Annotated in this window: 13 protein-coding genes, 6 tRNA genes and 1 other RNA gene; 7 read left to right on the forward strand and 13 right to left on the reverse strand. The window is 55.1% G+C overall.

The features are described from left to right. Positions 1 to 12: 12 nt before the first annotated feature. The 4 genes from ptsI to cysZ form a co-directional block, all read right to left on the reverse strand. Entirely contained in the window at positions 13 to 1,740 is a 1,728-nt protein-coding gene (ptsI, locus tag LU196_RS04190) for a phosphoenolpyruvate-protein phosphotransferase PtsI (protein ID WP_232759415.1), read from the reverse strand. Between the two features lie 157 nt (positions 1,741 to 1,897). Next, a complete protein-coding gene (gene ptsH / locus LU196_RS04195) occupies positions 1,898 to 2,155 on the reverse strand; it encodes a phosphocarrier protein Hpr (RefSeq protein WP_007889063.1) in 258 nt (85 codons plus the stop codon). A 380-nt stretch (positions 2,156 to 2,535) separates the two neighbouring features. Continuing rightward, positions 2,536 to 3,507, reverse strand: coding sequence for a cysteine synthase A (gene cysK / locus LU196_RS04200; protein WP_232759416.1), 972 nt, complete (start codon positions 3,505 to 3,507; stop codon positions 2,536 to 2,538). Positions 3,508 to 3,642: 135 nt separating this feature from the next. Further along, positions 3,643 to 4,404, reverse strand: a complete 762-nt coding sequence (cysZ, locus tag LU196_RS04205; protein ID WP_232759417.1) for a sulfate transporter CysZ — start codon at positions 4,402 to 4,404, stop codon at positions 3,643 to 3,645. A 217-nt stretch (positions 4,405 to 4,621) separates the two neighbouring features. Here cysZ and zipA point away from each other — a divergent pair, with 217 nt between their 5' ends. The 3 genes from zipA to LU196_RS04220 all read left to right on the forward strand — a co-directional run bounded on the left by zipA (position 4,622) and on the right by LU196_RS04220 (position 7,955). After that, complete coding sequence (zipA, locus tag LU196_RS04210) at positions 4,622 to 5,644, forward strand: cell division protein ZipA (RefSeq protein ID WP_232759418.1); 1,023 nt, start codon at positions 4,622 to 4,624, stop codon at positions 5,642 to 5,644. A gap of 69 nt (positions 5,645 to 5,713) precedes the next feature. Next, positions 5,714 to 7,741 (forward strand): NAD-dependent DNA ligase LigA, encoded by a 2,028-nt coding sequence (gene ligA, locus LU196_RS04215; RefSeq protein ID WP_232759419.1) that lies wholly within the window; start codon positions 5,714 to 5,716, stop codon positions 7,739 to 7,741. Beyond that, positions 7,734 to 7,955, forward strand: coding sequence for a putative quorum-sensing-regulated virulence factor (locus LU196_RS04220; protein ID WP_232759420.1), 222 nt, complete (start codon positions 7,734 to 7,736; stop codon positions 7,953 to 7,955). Before ligA ends, LU196_RS04220 begins: the two co-directional genes overlap by 8 nt. 28 nt (positions 7,956 to 7,983) lie before the next feature. Here the strand turns inward: LU196_RS04220 and LU196_RS04225 are convergent, their stop codons facing one another. Beyond that, a complete protein-coding gene (locus tag LU196_RS04225) occupies positions 7,984 to 8,991 on the reverse strand; it encodes a bile acid:sodium symporter family protein (RefSeq protein ID WP_232759421.1) in 1,008 nt (335 codons plus the stop codon). Positions 8,992 to 9,090: 99 nt separating this feature from the next. Here LU196_RS04225 and LU196_RS04230 point away from each other — a divergent pair, with 99 nt between their 5' ends. Further along, the gene (locus LU196_RS04230) at positions 9,091 to 10,011 is read left to right on the forward strand and encodes a LysR family transcriptional regulator (protein ID WP_232759422.1); all 921 of its coding nucleotides are present in this window, start codon (positions 9,091 to 9,093) and stop codon (positions 10,009 to 10,011) included. Here LU196_RS04230 and LU196_RS04235 read toward each other — a convergent pair. The 6 genes from LU196_RS04235 to LU196_RS04260 form a co-directional block, all read right to left on the reverse strand. Then, a complete protein-coding gene (locus LU196_RS04235; protein WP_232759423.1) occupies positions 10,008 to 10,349 on the reverse strand; it encodes a FlxA-like family protein in 342 nt (113 codons plus the stop codon). The two genes, LU196_RS04230 and LU196_RS04235, sit on opposite strands and share 4 nt — an antisense overlap. A gap of 172 nt (positions 10,350 to 10,521) precedes the next feature. Continuing rightward, a non-coding RNA gene (locus LU196_RS04240) (RtT sRNA) lies at positions 10,522 to 10,654 on the reverse strand. Between the two features lie 44 nt (positions 10,655 to 10,698). Beyond that, positions 10,699 to 10,774: transfer RNA gene (locus LU196_RS04245), tRNA-Lys, on the reverse strand. 4 nt (positions 10,775 to 10,778) lie between these two features. Further along, positions 10,779 to 10,854: transfer RNA gene (locus LU196_RS04250), tRNA-Val, on the reverse strand. A 41-nt stretch (positions 10,855 to 10,895) separates the two neighbouring features. Further along, positions 10,896 to 10,971: transfer RNA gene (locus LU196_RS04255), tRNA-Val, on the reverse strand. A 38-nt stretch (positions 10,972 to 11,009) separates the two neighbouring features. Further along, a tRNA-Val gene (locus tag LU196_RS04260) sits at positions 11,010 to 11,085 on the reverse strand. Between the two features lie 273 nt (positions 11,086 to 11,358). Between LU196_RS04260 and gltX the strand changes: the two genes are divergently transcribed. Further along, complete coding sequence (gene gltX, locus LU196_RS04265; RefSeq protein WP_232759424.1) at positions 11,359 to 12,780, forward strand: glutamate--tRNA ligase; 1,422 nt, start codon at positions 11,359 to 11,361, stop codon at positions 12,778 to 12,780. 56 nt (positions 12,781 to 12,836) lie between these two features. Here the strand turns inward: gltX and LU196_RS04270 are convergent, their stop codons facing one another. Next, a complete protein-coding gene (locus LU196_RS04270; RefSeq protein ID WP_232759425.1) occupies positions 12,837 to 13,190 on the reverse strand; it encodes a YfeC-like transcriptional regulator in 354 nt (117 codons plus the stop codon). Positions 13,191 to 13,302: 112 nt separating this feature from the next. Continuing rightward, the gene (locus LU196_RS04275) at positions 13,303 to 14,088 is read right to left on the reverse strand and encodes a formate/nitrite transporter family protein (RefSeq protein ID WP_232759426.1); all 786 of its coding nucleotides are present in this window, start codon (positions 14,086 to 14,088) and stop codon (positions 13,303 to 13,305) included. Between the two features lie 327 nt (positions 14,089 to 14,415). Here LU196_RS04275 and LU196_RS04280 point away from each other — a divergent pair. Both LU196_RS04280 and LU196_RS04285 read left to right on the forward strand, forming a co-directional pair. Then, positions 14,416 to 14,491, forward strand: a tRNA-Ala gene (locus LU196_RS04280). Between the two features lie 44 nt (positions 14,492 to 14,535). Then, positions 14,536 to 14,611: transfer RNA gene (locus LU196_RS04285), tRNA-Ala, on the forward strand. Positions 14,612 to 14,851 lie beyond the last annotated feature (240 nt).

The raw sequence follows: 14,851 nt of genomic DNA on the forward strand, positions 1-14,851 counted from the left end.
GCATCTCGTGGATCAGCAGAGCGTTTTCTCTTTAATGAACTTGTTGACCAGATTCATTAAATCTTCCGCCGTGGGTTGAGCCAGAGCCTGCTCCGCCAATGCCTTCGCATCTTCGAAGTTAGTATTGCGAATGATCTTCTTGATGCCAGGAATTGAAATGGCACTCATGCTGAATTCATCCAGCCCCATTCCCAGTAACAGTAGTGTAGCACGTTCATCACCCGCCAGCTCACCGCACATGCCGGTCCATTTCCCTTCGGCATGTGACGCATCGATCACTTGCTTGATGAGGCCAAGAACAGACGGCGTCATAGGGTTATACAGGTGTGAAATCAAATCATTACCACGATCGACGGCGAGAGTATACTGCGTCAGGTCATTTGTCCCAATACTAAAGAAATCGACCTCCTTCGCCAGATGGCGGGCAATCACGGCAGAAGCCGGGGTTTCTACCATGATACCGACTTCGATGGTCTCATCGAACGCTTTGCCTTCTTCACGCAGCTGCGCTTTCAGCGTGTCCAGCTCGCCTTTAAGCGTGCGTACTTCTTCTACTGAGATAATCATCGGGAACATGATGCGCAGCTTACCAAAGGCCGACGCACGCAGGATGGCGCGGAGCTGAGCGTGGAGAATTTCTTTGCGATCCATAGCGATACGGATAGCGCGCCAGCCGAGGAACGGGTTCTCTTCCTTCGGCAGGTTCATGTAAGGCAGGTCTTTGTCGCCGCCGATATCCATGGTGCGCACAATCACGGCCTGAGCGCCTACGGCTTCCGCCACGGCTTTATACGCCTGGAATTGCTCTTCTTCCGTTGGCAGTGAATCACGATCCATAAACAGGAACTCGGTGCGATACAGGCCAACGCCTTCTGCGCCGTTGCGCTCTGCACCGGCCACATCGCGCACGGTGCCGATGTTGGCACAGACTTCAACCTGATGCCCGTCCAGCGTGATGGCAGGTAGATCTTTCAGTTTCGCCAGCTCGTGTTTTTCAGAGAGATACTGCGCCTGAATGGCTTTCAGCTCCTCCAGCACGTCCTCGCTTGGGTTCACGTAAATTTTGTTGTTTACGCCGTCCAGGATCAGGAAATCACCGTTCTTCACCGTTGCCGTGACGTTGCCCGTACCGACAATGGCTGGCAGCTCCAGCGAGCGCGCCATGATGGAGGTGTGTGATGTACGGCCACCTAAATCGGTGATGAAGCCCAGCACTTTTTTCAGGTTCAGCTGTGCGGTTTCTGACGGCGTTAAATCTTTCGCTACCAGAATCGACTCTTCGGCAATCGCACTCAAATCGACAATGTGCAGGCCCAGAATGTTTTGCAGCAGGCGCTTACCGATGTCACGCACGTCAGCCGCGCGCTCTTTCAGGTATTCGTCGTCCAGCTCTTCCAGCGCTTTCGCCTGGCCATCGACAACGGAGTGCGCTGCGGCGTCGGCGGTAAGGCGATCTTTTTTGATCAGATCAATGATTTCCTGCTCCAGCTCTTCGTCTTCGAGCAGCATGATGTGACCTTCAAAGATCGCCGCTTTCTCTTCGCCGAAGGTTTCACCGGCTTTGATGCGAATAGCCTCAAGCTGTTCAGCCGCTTTACTGCGTCCGTCAAGAAAGCGCTGAACTTCCTGCTCTACCTGGTCGTCAGTAATTTTTTTACGGTTGATGACGATCTCATCTTCGATCAGCAGCAGTGCTTTGCCGAAAGCGATACCCGGTGATGCTAAAATGCCTGAAATCATAACCCTACCTTTTAATCACGATGGCTTGTTGACCCAATGCGGTGCCACTGTCGCGGAGCCTACTCTAAGGAAGCAAGAACGCGGACAGGTTGTCCGCGATCAATATGTTTGCACTCAATGGGGCAAAGAGGTCGTTTTGATGACGATCTGAGCGGAATTACTCCAGCTCAGCCATCAGCTTCACCAGATGCTCAACGGCTTGCTGCTCATCTTCACCTTCTGCGGACAGCGTCACGACGGTGCCTTGCGTCAGACCCAGCGTTTGCAGTTTGAACAGGCTTTTCGCGCTTGCGGATTTGCCGTTAGAGGTGACGGTGATTTCTGACTGGAAAGCTTTGGCTTCTTTGACGAACTGAGCAGCGGGACGAGTGTGCAGGCCGTTTGGTGCGGTAATGGTAACTTCTTGCTGGAACATGCGGTTTCCCCAACTTATTCAGGTTTGGTGTTATGAATCTAAAGTCTAGCCTGGAGCCACAACTTTAGCCTGTATAGGCGCGCCAGTGGCCAAAACGGGCCAACTGCGCATGAAAACGTGCGTTTTTTACTTGCAGGTCAAAAACTGCGCGAAATCGTCACTGTTCTAATTATGCCGCGATTTAGCGTTTCACCAAATCGGTAATTCGGTATGCCTTGATCCACTTCAAAGGCGGATTAATTTCAGGCACCGAAATAATTGGAAGCTTAAATACCAGAGCCGCATCACTGAAATCAATCAGCATGGTAGTGAAAGTGAGATCTGCGCCACAAAAAAGCACCCCTGAGGGTGCTTTTTCAGGTGCTTTCGGAATTTGACGATTACTGCTGCAACTCTTTCTCCGTGAACAGATCGGCAAACAGCGCGGTACTGAGATAGCGCTCGCCGGAGGAGGGCAGAATCACCACAATCGTCTTGTTGGCAAACGCCTCATCTTCCTGCAGCTTAAGGGCCGCCGCTACCGCAGCACCAGAAGAAATGCCCGCCAGGATACCTTCTGCTTCCATCAGCTGGCGTGCCGTCGCGATCGCTTCTTCGTTGGAAATCGCTACCACGCGGTCTACCAGATTGAGGTCAAGGTTGCCTGGAATGAAACCGGCACCAATGCCCTGAATCTTGTGCGGGCCGGGTTTGATCTCTTCACCCGCTATCGCCTGCGCAATGACCGGCGAATCCGTTGGCTCGACCGCGACCGTAATCAGATCTTTTTTGCCCTTGGTGTTTTTAATGTAGCGACTCACGCCGGTCAGCGTACCGCCGGTACCGACGCCCGCAATGAAGACATCCACTTCACCGTCGGTGTCCTCCCAAATTTCGGGGCCGGTGGTTTTTTCGTGAATTTCCGGGTTAGCCGGATTACTAAACTGCTGCAGTAACACAAATTTATCCGGATCGCTGGCGACAATCTCTTCCGCTTTGGCAATTGCGCCTTTCATCCCTTTCACGCCTTCGGTGAGCACTAAATTGGCCCCGAGTGCTTTGAGCAACTTACGGCGTTCAATGGACATGGTTTCAGGCATGGTCAGCGTTAATTTATACCCGCGCGCAGCCGCCACGTAGGCAAGCGCAATGCCGGTATTGCCGCTGGTGGGCTCCACCAGCTCAACGCCCGGCTTCAAAATGCCGCGTTTTTCAGCATCCCAAATCATATTGGCACCGATGCGGCATTTGACGCTGAAGCTAGGGTTACGCGACTCAACCTTCGCCAGGATGCGTCCATTACCGATGCGGTTCAGTCGAACCAGCGGCGTATGACCAATTGTCAGCGAGTTGTCTTCATAGATCTTACTCATTGCCTGTCCTTAACTGTATGAAATATTGGGAACCCTCAGAGCATACCCGTTCTGACCCGGCGCGGAAGGAAAGAAATCGTATATCTATATAGCGCACGACCATAAGCCCTGCGAAAAAGTGCATAAGGCCAGCGCCTAGGGCAAACGGGCGTGTTGCTGGCGATAGCGATCTACCCACATTGCCGTCGCGCCGCACACGGCGACCGGCATGATGGCCAAGTTGAGGATCGGGATCACGGTAAACAAGCTCACCATGGCACCAAATTGCATATTGGCGGTTTTATGCTGGCGCAGCGCGGTGCGCATTTGCTGAAAACCCACTTTGTGGTTATCGAACGGGTAATCGCAATACTGAATGGCTAACATCCATGCGCTGAATAAAAACCACAATACGGGAGCGACCGTTTGGCCAAAGCCGGGGATGAAATAGAGCAGCAGCAAACCCAGCGCACGCGGCAGATAATAGGCAAGTTTCTGCCATTCGCGTTTCATAATGCGCGGCACATCCTTAACCATGCCTGCCCAGCCGCTGTCCGGAAGCGCTTTACCGGTCAGGCGCGCTTCCAGCTGTTCCGCCAGCAGGCCGCAAAACGGCGCGGCAATCCAGTTGGCGAGCGTGGAGAAGAAATAGCTGAACACCAGGAGAATGGAGATCACCGACAGCGGCCATAGCACGTAGCCCAGCCATTGCAGCCAGTCAGGAACCTGTGCCATTAAGGCAGGGATCCAGACGCCGAGTCGGTTAAACAACCAGAAAAACGCGCTGCCAAGCAGCAGCACATTGACCAGCAGTGGAACCACGACGTAACGCCGAATACCGGGCAAACGCACCAGCTTCCAGCCCGTAGCAAAATAATGAAGACCGTTGAACGATGAAACCGACTGTGTCACAGGCATAGCGAGCCTTTCTCCTTTTTTACATGGCGCAACCATCATAACCTGGCTTTTTCACTGACACAGGCGAACTTTGCGCGAAAAAACAACAAAAAGGGGCGTCGGAGCTATCTAATTTGTCAGAAAATACTGCACAGACTTGCACTTGTTTAGCAGGGCAAATACAGTTAAGGGATAAAGTTTGCCGCGGTGGCAAGGTATTGGAACAACAGAGAATACAATGATGCAGGATTTGCGTCTGATATTAATCGTTGTTGGCGCGATCGCCATAATAGCACTGCTTCTTCACGGGCTGTGGACCAGCCGTAAAGAGCGCTCTTCTGTGTTTCGCGATCGCCCGCATAAACGTCTGAAACAGCGTGAAGAAGCCGAAGACGATCTGCTGAATGATGAAGAAGATGGCGTCGGTGAAGTGCGCGTCCATCGTCATCGTGACGCCGATGATGAACCTCATTTTGAGGCGCCAGCGGCGAAGCCTGCTGCACCGCGTGCGTCAGAGGCTGCGCGCTCGCCATTTTCACGTCAGGAAAATGCGCTGACGGGCGATCCCTTGTTGGATAACGAACCGGTGCGTCAGCCTGCGCCACAGCCGCCGTCTGCTCCGCCGCGTCCGGCACCGCAGCCCGCTGCGCAGCCTAAGCCGCAGCCACAGCATCAAACTATTCAAGCCGATCCGCTGCTGGATAACGAACCGCTTTCTGCCACACAGCCTGCGCCGGAATTCAGTGCTGCTGACGAGCCAGAACCTGAGTATGCGCACGACGCGCCTGCGGCCAGCGCAGAAGCGCCAGCGCCGCAGCCTGCTGAACCTGCCGCTGCGCCAGGCAGCAAAAAAGAGGCCGTGCTGGTGCTGCACGTAGCCGCGCACGCCGGGGGCGTATTAAATGGCGAAGCGCTGTTGCAGGGTATTCTGCAAGCAGGCTTCCAGTTCGGCGAGATGAACATCTTCCATCGCCATCTTAGCCCAGCCGGCAGCGGCCCTGTGCTGTTCAGCTTGGCCAATATGGTGAAGCCCGGTTCCTTTAACCCGGATGAAATGAGCGACTTCAGCACGCCCGGTATCTCCATTTTTATGATGGTGCCGTCTTACGGCGATGCGAATCAGAACTTCAAGCTGATGCTGCAATCGGCGCAGCGCATTGCCGATGACGTCGGCGGCGTGGTGCTGGATGATGAGCGTCGCATGATGACGCCGCAAAAGCTGGAAACCTATAAATCCCGGATTCGTGAAGTGATTGGCTAACAGAATCCCACTGCGATGCATATCAACTAAACCCCCGCCTGTCGGGGGTTTTTTATCGGATGACACAAAATGAAATCAGTTCAGGAGCAGATTACCGCGCTGCGCACCACGTTACATCATCATGAATACCTCTATCACGTCATGGACGCGCCAGAGATTCCGGATGCCGAATACGACCGCCTCATGCGTGAGCTTCGGGAGCTTGAAGCTGCCCATCCTGAACTGATTACGCCCGATTCGCCGACGCAGCGCGTGGGTGCCGCGCCCCTCACGGCGTTCGAACAGGTGCGGCATGAAGTGCCAATGCTGTCGCTTGATAACACATTCGACGAAGCGGGCTTTCTGGCATTCAATAAGCGCGTGCAAGATCGGCTCAAAAGCAGTGACGATCTCACTTACTGCTGTGAACTCAAGCTGGATGGCCTGGCGGTAAGTCTGCTGTATGAAAATGGTCTGCTGGTGCGTGCCGCCACGCGCGGCGATGGCACCACGGGCGAAAACATCACGGCAAATGTGCGCACTATTCACGCCATCCCGCTGCGCCTGCGCGGCGACAATATTCCGGCGCGTGTAGAAGTGCGTGGCGAAGTGTTTATGACCGAAACCGGCTTTGAAAAATTGAACGAAGAAGCCCGGCGCACCGGTGGAAAAGTGTTTGCGAACCCGCGTAACGCGGCAGCCGGTTCGCTGCGTCAGCTCGATCCACGCATCACAGCCAAACGTCCGTTAACCTTTTTCTGCTACGGTTTTGGCCTGCTGGAAGGCGGCGAGATGCCCGCCAGCCACTGGCAGCGTCTGCAGCAATTTAAGGCATGGGGGTTGCCAGTCAGCGAGCGTATTCGTTTAGCGCATACCGCGGATGAGGTGTTGGCCTTTTACCATCAGGTTGAGCAGGATCGTCCCGGTCTGGGATTCGATATCGACGGCGTGGTGATCAAAGTGGATTCCCAGGCGCTGCAGGAGCAGCTCGGCTTCGTGGCGCGCGCGCCGCGCTGGGCTATTGCGTTTAAATTCCCGGCGCAAGAGCAACTGACCGTGGTGCGTGACGTTGAGTTTCAGGTGGGCCGCACGGGCGCCATTACACCGGTGGCGCGTCTTGAACCGGTGCAGGTGGCGGGCGTAATGGTGAGCAATGCGACGCTGCATAACGCCGACGAAATTGCACGCCTCGGACTGCGTATTGGCGACAAAGTTGTCATTCGCCGTGCGGGTGATGTGATTCCGCAGGTGGTCAACGTGGTGGAGTCTGAGCGCCCGGATGACACCCGCGAAGTGATTTTCCCCAGCCACTGCCCGGTATGTGGCTCTGACGTAGAGCGCGTAGAAGGCGAGGCCGTCACGCGCTGCACTGGCGGCTTGATCTGCGGCGCCCAACGCAAGGAGGCGTTAAAGCACTTTGTTTCACGTCGGGCGATGGACGTTGACGGCATGGGGGACAAAATCATCGATCAGCTGGTGGAAAAGGAGTATGTCAAAACCCCGGCAGATTTATTCCGCCTCTCAGCGGGCAAGCTGACCGGACTCGATCGCATGGGGCCGAAATCTGCGCAGAACGTAGTGAATGCGTTGGAAAAAGCGAAGTCCACCACGCTGCCGCGCTTCCTTTATGCGTTGGGTATCCGGGAGGTCGGGGAGGCCACCGCTGCCAATTTGGCCAATCATTTTGGCTCGCTGGAGCAGGTGATGGATGCCGATCTCGAGGCGCTGATTGCCGTTCAGGATGTCGGCAAAGTGGTCGCCGCCCACGTACGTAATTTCATGGAAGAAGAGAGTAACCGCGAGGTAATACGCGAGCTGACGCAAGAGATAGGCGTGCACTGGCCGCAGCCGGAAGTGGTGGATGTGGCCGCGCTGGATAACGCATTCGCGGGCAAAACCGTGGTGCTAACCGGTTCGCTCTCCCAGATGAATCGTGACGATGCCAAAGCGCGCCTGGCGGCGCTGGGGGCGAAAGTCAGCGGCAGCGTCTCCAGCAAGACCGATCTGTTGATTGCGGGCGAAGCGGCAGGATCAAAATTGGCGAAAGCCCAGGAGCTGGGCATCCCCGTGATTGACGAAGCCGAGATGATTCGCCTACTCGGAGAGGCGCGTGGATAAGCATCAGTTAGTTGCCATCGCGAACACGGCGATGCCGTTTGGCAAATACCGTGGGCGTATGCTGATTGATTTACCCGAGGAGTATTTGCTGTGGTTTGCGCGCAAAGAGGCGTTTCCCGCTGGAACATTGGGCGCGTTAATGCAGCTCACGCTGACCATTAAAACCGAAGGGTTACAAGCGCTGGTGGAACCGCTCAGGCAGCGCGAGCAATAAAACGGCCCGCATGGCGGGCCGGGGTTTCTTAGGATTTCTGGAGTGGCGTTTGCGCGGTTTCATGCGCCAGTCGCTTCTCGTTACCGACCTTATAGCGCTGGGCGATAAACGAACAGACCATCAGCTGTACCTGATGGAAGATCATCAGCGGTAGCACAATCATCCCCACGCTGCTTGCCGGGAACAGAATATTGGCCATCGGCACGCCGTTGGCCAAACTCTTCTTCGAACCGCAAAACAGCACCACGATCTCATCGGCACGGCTGAAGCCAAACAGGCGTGAGGCGGCCACGTTAATGGCGAGAGCAATAAACAGCACCACAATGCTGCCTGCCAAAATCCACAGCAGTGTGTCCACGCCAACGCGATGCCAGATCCCGTTTACCACCGCTTCACTGAAGGCGGAATAAACCACCAGTAAAATGGAGGTTTGGTCGGTTTTGCCTATCAGGCTGCGGTGTCTTTCCACCCAGCCGCCGATCCAGCGGCGTGAAAGGTGCCCCAATACGAAAGGCACCAGCAGCTGCAGCATGATTTTGCCAATCTGCTCCAACCCATTGCTGGGCGCATCGCTGTGCACATTCATCACCAGGTTTACCAACAGCGGCGAAATAAAAACGCCCAGCAAGCTGGACGCAGAGGCGGCGCAGACCGCCGCGGCAACGTTGCCACCCGCCATCGACGTGAAGGCAATGGAGGACTGCACCGTGGCTGGCAAAATGCAAAGGTAAAGGAAGCCGGTATAGATTTCAGGCCCCACGTTGACCGGATGCCACCAAACCAGTAGCAACCCCATGATCGGAAACACCACAAAGGTGCTGCACATAATCCACAAATGCAGTCGCCAGTGGCTGCTGCCGGCAATGATTTTTTCACGTGACAGCTTGGCGCCATGCATGAAGAACAGCAGGGCGATCGCCGCCGTGGTGAGGTATTCGAAGAAATCCACAAAGCCGCCTTTGGCAGGGAAAAAGCTCGCCAGCAGCACGGTGATAATGAGTTTAATCATCATCGGGTCAAGACGGAGAAAGCCCATTGTTACAATCCGATTAACGGTGAAAAGATAAGGGGGATTGTGCGTCAAACGGGTTTAGAAATAAAATTGATTTATTGCATTAATCTATGAGCTGTATCGATGAATTACACGTTGCGTCAACTGAAAACCTTTGTCGCCGTCGCGCAGCAGGGCAGTTTTAGCCAGGCAGGGCAAGCGATCGGATTAAGCCAGTCTGCGGTAAGCCACAGTATTAAAGAGCTGGAGGCAGAAATGGGCGTGCGCTTGCTGGATCGCACGACGCGCGAGGTGATGCTGACCGAAGCGGGCGAGCAGCTTGCCACCCGGCTGGAACGCTTACTGGAGGAGCTGAATACCACGCTGTTGGATGTCCGCAGCTATGGCGAACAGCGCAGCGGCACGGTGCGCGTGGCCGCCAGTCAAACGCCTTCCGCGCACCTGATGCCGCAGTGTCTGGCCAGCTGTCAGCAGCGTTATCCGGATATTCGCGTGATGCTCCACGATCGCGTCCAGCAGTGGGTGCTGCAGAGCGTGCGTAACGCCGAAGTGGATTTTGGTATTGTTATTGGCCCGCTAACCGACAGCGAATTCGACTGCGAAGCGATACTGCATGAGCCATTTCTGCTGTTATGCCACGAAAATGACGCGCTGGCGCAAGTCGATAAAGCGCAGTGGGCGATGCTGGCGGGGCGTAAAATGGTCCTGCAAGATTATGCCTCGGGCAGTCGTTTGCTGGTGGATGCGGCGCTAAAGGCGCAGGGCGTGTCGGTGCAGGTGGCGCAGGAAATCGGTCATCCCGCCACGCTCTATCCTATGGTGGAAGCAGGCATTGGCATCAGCATTTTACCGGCGCTCGCGCTACCGCTGCCGGCAGGGCGAAAGCTTAAGGTGCGTCGCCTTTATCCGGAAATCTTTCGCAGCCTGATGCTGATCAAGCGTAAGAATCGGTCGTTGACGCCCGCCGCGGAGGCTATCTGGCAGGAAGTGCGTCAGCAGGCGGACCTGCTGACGCTACAGCGCACGCGTGAGCCTGCGTTTTAAACGTACACGTCGAGCTGGTTGGTGCTACTGGGGCGGTTAACCCCATCCGCCGCCTTCGCCGTCTCAGGCTTTGCAGCTTCTTGTTTCTGCTCTGCTTTTTCGGCCTGCTGTTGCTGAAGCTGCGCGATTTGTGCCTGGATCATTTGTATCTGTGATTCCAGTAACTGCTGCTTCTGCCCCTTTTGCTCGGTGGTCAGCGTCGTGTCGTTGGCCAGCTCTTTCAGCTGTTTCATGACGCTTTGAATCTGCTTATTCAGCGCGGCGATCTGCGAAGCCGCAGTGCCGCCGCCACCACCACCCGTACTGACTGAATCAATAGCGCTTGATATCGTGGACATGGTTTCTCCTTGGTAGTTGCCCTCATCAGTATCGGCATTGCAGAGGCGCACTTGAGGGGAGAATGATGACAGTAAGCAAACGTGCCCGAGTGGCGTATGGAAAGAGAAGGGGGGCGACCCGTTCAGCGCACAGAAACAAAAAAAGCGCCAGTTAGGCGCTTTTCTCTGAATTTGGTGGGTCGTGCAGGATAGCCATCGGCCCGATGGGCCTCGCCCTGCGGGTGATGCTGACGCATCAGCCTGCCTCGCGCGGCGAGGCAGTCGAACCTGCGGCAGGTTCTCATCCTGCACGTTAGCGTTCGGCGCACAGAAACGAAAAAAGCGCCTGTTAGGCGCTTTTCTCTGAATTTGGTGGGTCGTGCAGGATTCGAACCTGCGACCAATTGATTAAAAGTCAACTGCTCTACCAACTGAGCTAACGACCCGAAGTGGTGGGTGATGACGGGCTCGAACCGCCGACCCCCTCCTTGTAAGGGAGATGCTCTACCAACTGAGCTAATCACCCACTTCGGTACTGCTTAACAAGCGTGTCATCTGACTAAGATATGGTGGGTGATGACGGGCTCGAACCGCCGACCCCCTCCTTGTAAGGGAGATGCTCTACCAACTGAGCTAATCACCCATATCTTAACACTTGTTCACTGCGGGCCACCTTAAGAGTGGTGGGTGATGACGGGCTCGAACCGCCGACCCCCTCCTTGTAAGGGAGATGCTCTACCAACTGAGCTAATCACCCCCGCTGTGTGGAGTCGCATTATAGGGATCCTTCAAAGTGAGTCAACGCTTTTTAAAACTTAAATGTGCGTTCGCTTTAAATTTAGGCATCCTGCGCTGCTTTTAGCCAATGTGCTGGTTTTATTGGCAGAAAAAGCCGCTTTGCGCCGTGAGGCGGTGGCAACAGTCATTGAGGAATCATCGCCACCTGCTAGAATGTGCGCACTGTTTTTTCGCGTTAACCCGTTTTTTTGTCATCCAGATGAAGAAACCCGCGCATCTAAGGCAATGCTGAATGAAAATCAAAACTCGCTTCGCACCCAGCCCCACGGGCTACCTGCACGTGGGCGGTGCCCGTACTGCTCTTTACTCGTGGCTGTTTGCCCGCCATTACAAGGGTGAATTTGTTCTGCGTATTGAGGATACCGACTTAGAACGCTCAACGCCGGAGGCCATCGAAGCGATCATGGATGGCATGAACTGGCTGAGCCTCGATTGGGATGAGGGTCCGTATTACCAGACCAAACGTTTTGATCGCTATAACGCGGTAATTGATGAAATGTTAGAAGCGGGCACGGCTTATCGCTGCTACTGCTCAAAAGCGCGTTTAGAAGCGCTGCGTGAAGAACAAATGGCCAACGGTGAGAAACCGCGTTACGACGGCCACTGCCGCGACAGCCATGAACACCATGCGGCGGATGAGCCTTGCGTGGTGCGCTTCCGTAACCCTCAGGAAGGATCAGTGATTTTTGACGATCAGATCCGGGGGCCGATTGAATTCAGCAACCTTGAGCTGGACGATCTGATCATTCGCCGTACCGATGGTTCCCCCACTTACAACTTCTGTGTGGTGGTCGACGACTGGGATATGGGCATTACGCATGTGATTCGCGGTGAAGATCACATCAACAACACGCCGCGTCAAATCAACATCCTGAAGGCGATTGGCGCGGAAGTGCCGACTTACGCACACGTCTCCATGATCCTGGGTGATGACAGCAAAAAGCTCTCCAAGCGCCACGGCGCGGTGGGCGTCATGCAGTATCGCGATGACGGCTACCTGCCGGAAGCGCTGCTCAACTACCTGGTGCGGCTGGGGTGGTCCCACGGTGACCAGGAGATTTTCAGCGTAGCCGAAATGACCGAGCTGTTTACGCTCGACGCGGTCAGCAAATCCGCCAGTGCTTTCAACACCGAAAAACTGCAGTGGCTCAATCACCACTATATTAATTCCCTGCCGCCCGAGTACGTGGCTACGCACCTGCAGTGGCATATCGAGCAGCAGAAGATTGATACCCGCACCGGCCCAGAGCTGGCAAAGCTGGTGACGCTGCTCGGTGAGCGCTGCAAGACGCTGGTAGAGATGGCGGCGTCCTGCCGTTACTTCTATGAAGAGTTCGATGAATTTGACGCTGACGCGGCAAAGAAACATCTGCGTCCGGTTGCGCGTCAGCCGCTGGAAGTGGTGCGTGACAAACTGGCGGCCATCAGTGATAGCGACTGGCGTGCTGAAAGCGTCCATCAGGCAATTCAGGGCGCGGCAGATGAACTCGAACTGGGCATGGGGAAAGTGGGGATGCCCCTGCGCGTGGCCGTCACCGGTGCGGGCCAATCACCTGCGCTGGATGTCACGGTCGAGGCGATTGGCCGCAGCCGCAGCGTTGCCCGTATTGATAGGGCGCTGGCGTTTATCGCCGAGCGGGAAGCCAACGCGTAATCGCACAACGCTACGCCAATAAAGACGAAAACCGGAAGCCACTGCTTCCGGTTTTTTTATGCTTCGCTGATCCCCAGGCGGGTTAGCACGCCGCGAATCCCTTCTCTTAGCAGGAGCGCAGCAAGCTGTTCTTGCTCGGCGGGCGTCATTTGCTGGACAGAATTAATTAATAACGCAGGTAACGTATTTTGCTGGGCGCCATAGTGCGCCGTCGGTTCACTGGCGTGTCGCGTTGACTGAATAAAACTTTTTACACGCTCATCAATGTGTATCAACCGCGCCTTGCCGCCCTGAACGCCGGGCTTTGGCGTGGTTGTCCAGTTTTCCCGCTTGATCCACTTATTCACCGTTTGCCGACTGTAGCCCGTTTCCTGTGCGAGCTCTTCGGGGGTAAGCCATTCCTTTTTCACGATGCTGTCCCTGTTAAATACATTAGCAGTACATATTACAACAAAACGTTACGTGAAAAAGTAATCAGGCGGGAAAATGCCTTTTGTCGAGCGACAAAAGGCAGAGAAAGGATCAGGCTTCGCTGGTTTGTTCAGCAGCAGGACGGAATGCGAGGAAGTAGGCAAGGCCGACAAAAACGGCGCCGCCCACGGCATTTCCGAGGAAAACGGCAACCACGTTAGGGGCAAAATCGGCCCAGCTCAGCTGGCCAGCAAAGATGGCGGCAGGCACGATGAACATGTTTGCGACCACGTGCTGGAAGCCAATGGCCACGAACGCCATCACCGGGAACCACATACCAAAAATTTTACCGACCACGTCTTTACTGGCGAATGCCAGCCAGACGCCGAGGCACACCAGCCAGTTACAGCCGATACCGGAAATGAACGCGTGCATAAAATCGGCGTTCACCTTGGCATGCGCAATCGCCACGGTCTTTTTCAGATAGTCACCTTCCGTCATGCCCAGCATATGGCCAAAGAACCATGCAACCGCGATGCTGCCAAGGAAGTTGGCGATAGTGATCCAGAACCAGTTGCGCAGTACGCTCAGGCCGCTGATGCGGCGCGCGAACCAGGCAATCGGCAGCGTCATCATATTGCCTGTCAGCAGCTCACCGCCTGCCAGCACGGTCAAAATCAAACCGACGGGAAATACGGCTGCGCCAAGGAAGCCGCCAAAGGATCCCCATTCTGCGGGGAGTTGGTTAATAACGTGCAAATCCAGTAAGAACCCTGTGGCGATAAAGGCACCGGCCATAAAGCCCAGGATAATAAGGGTTGAGACCGGCAGGCGGCTTTTTGCCACGCCAGCCTGAATCGCCAATTGAGCGATCTCTTTGGGTGTATGAAGTGACATAGTTCAGGTTTCTTTTATTGGTTTAGGGGAAATGCTACCGATTGCGTGTGTTAACCCTGGAAAGCGAATCGGTTAATTAGCGCGCTAAGTTTACACGTACCGTTAACGAACACAAGATTATTCCTAACACCGTTAACCTGCATGTAACGCCTTCCGCACGTCTTTAGGCAGAAGGTGAGGCGCTCATAAGGTTAAAAAGTGTCAGATTAACGTGGCGTTGCCGCCTTTTTCAGCGATTAAACGCGGAACGAGATTTTAGCGTTGACACTCCTGAGGCGGTCTCATATTATGCCGTCCGTCGAGGCAACTCGGCGGTTTTTTCGGTACGGGGCTATAGCTCAGCTGGGAGAGCGCTTGCATGGCATGCAAGAGGTCAGCGGTTCGATCCCGCTTAGCTCCACCAAACCGCGCCCAACGGTTTGAGTCGAAAAAACAGTTTCCAGATGTGGGGGTATAGCTCAGCTGGGAGAGCGCTTGCATGGCATGCAAGAGGTCAGCGGTTCGATCCCGCTTATCTCCACCAACTCTTCGTTCATTCAGAACGCACGTAACACACTCTTTTATTCCGATAGGCTTATTTTTTCCTGCGATCGCTGATGGCAATGTGCTACGCCCTGCGTTTGGCGATCGGTGGCCCCTGCGTTTTAACGGTTGATCAGTGACGACAGCGCGATCGACGGCGTGCGCGATGACGTCATCTATGCGAGTGAGAAGGCGTGCGCCCAGAACAGGCAGGGAGAATCGCAGAGAGAATGGGAAGGGA

The organism is Pantoea sp. Mb-10 (assembly GCF_021272205.1).
GTDB lineage: Bacteria > Pseudomonadota > Gammaproteobacteria > Enterobacterales > Enterobacteriaceae > Pantoea.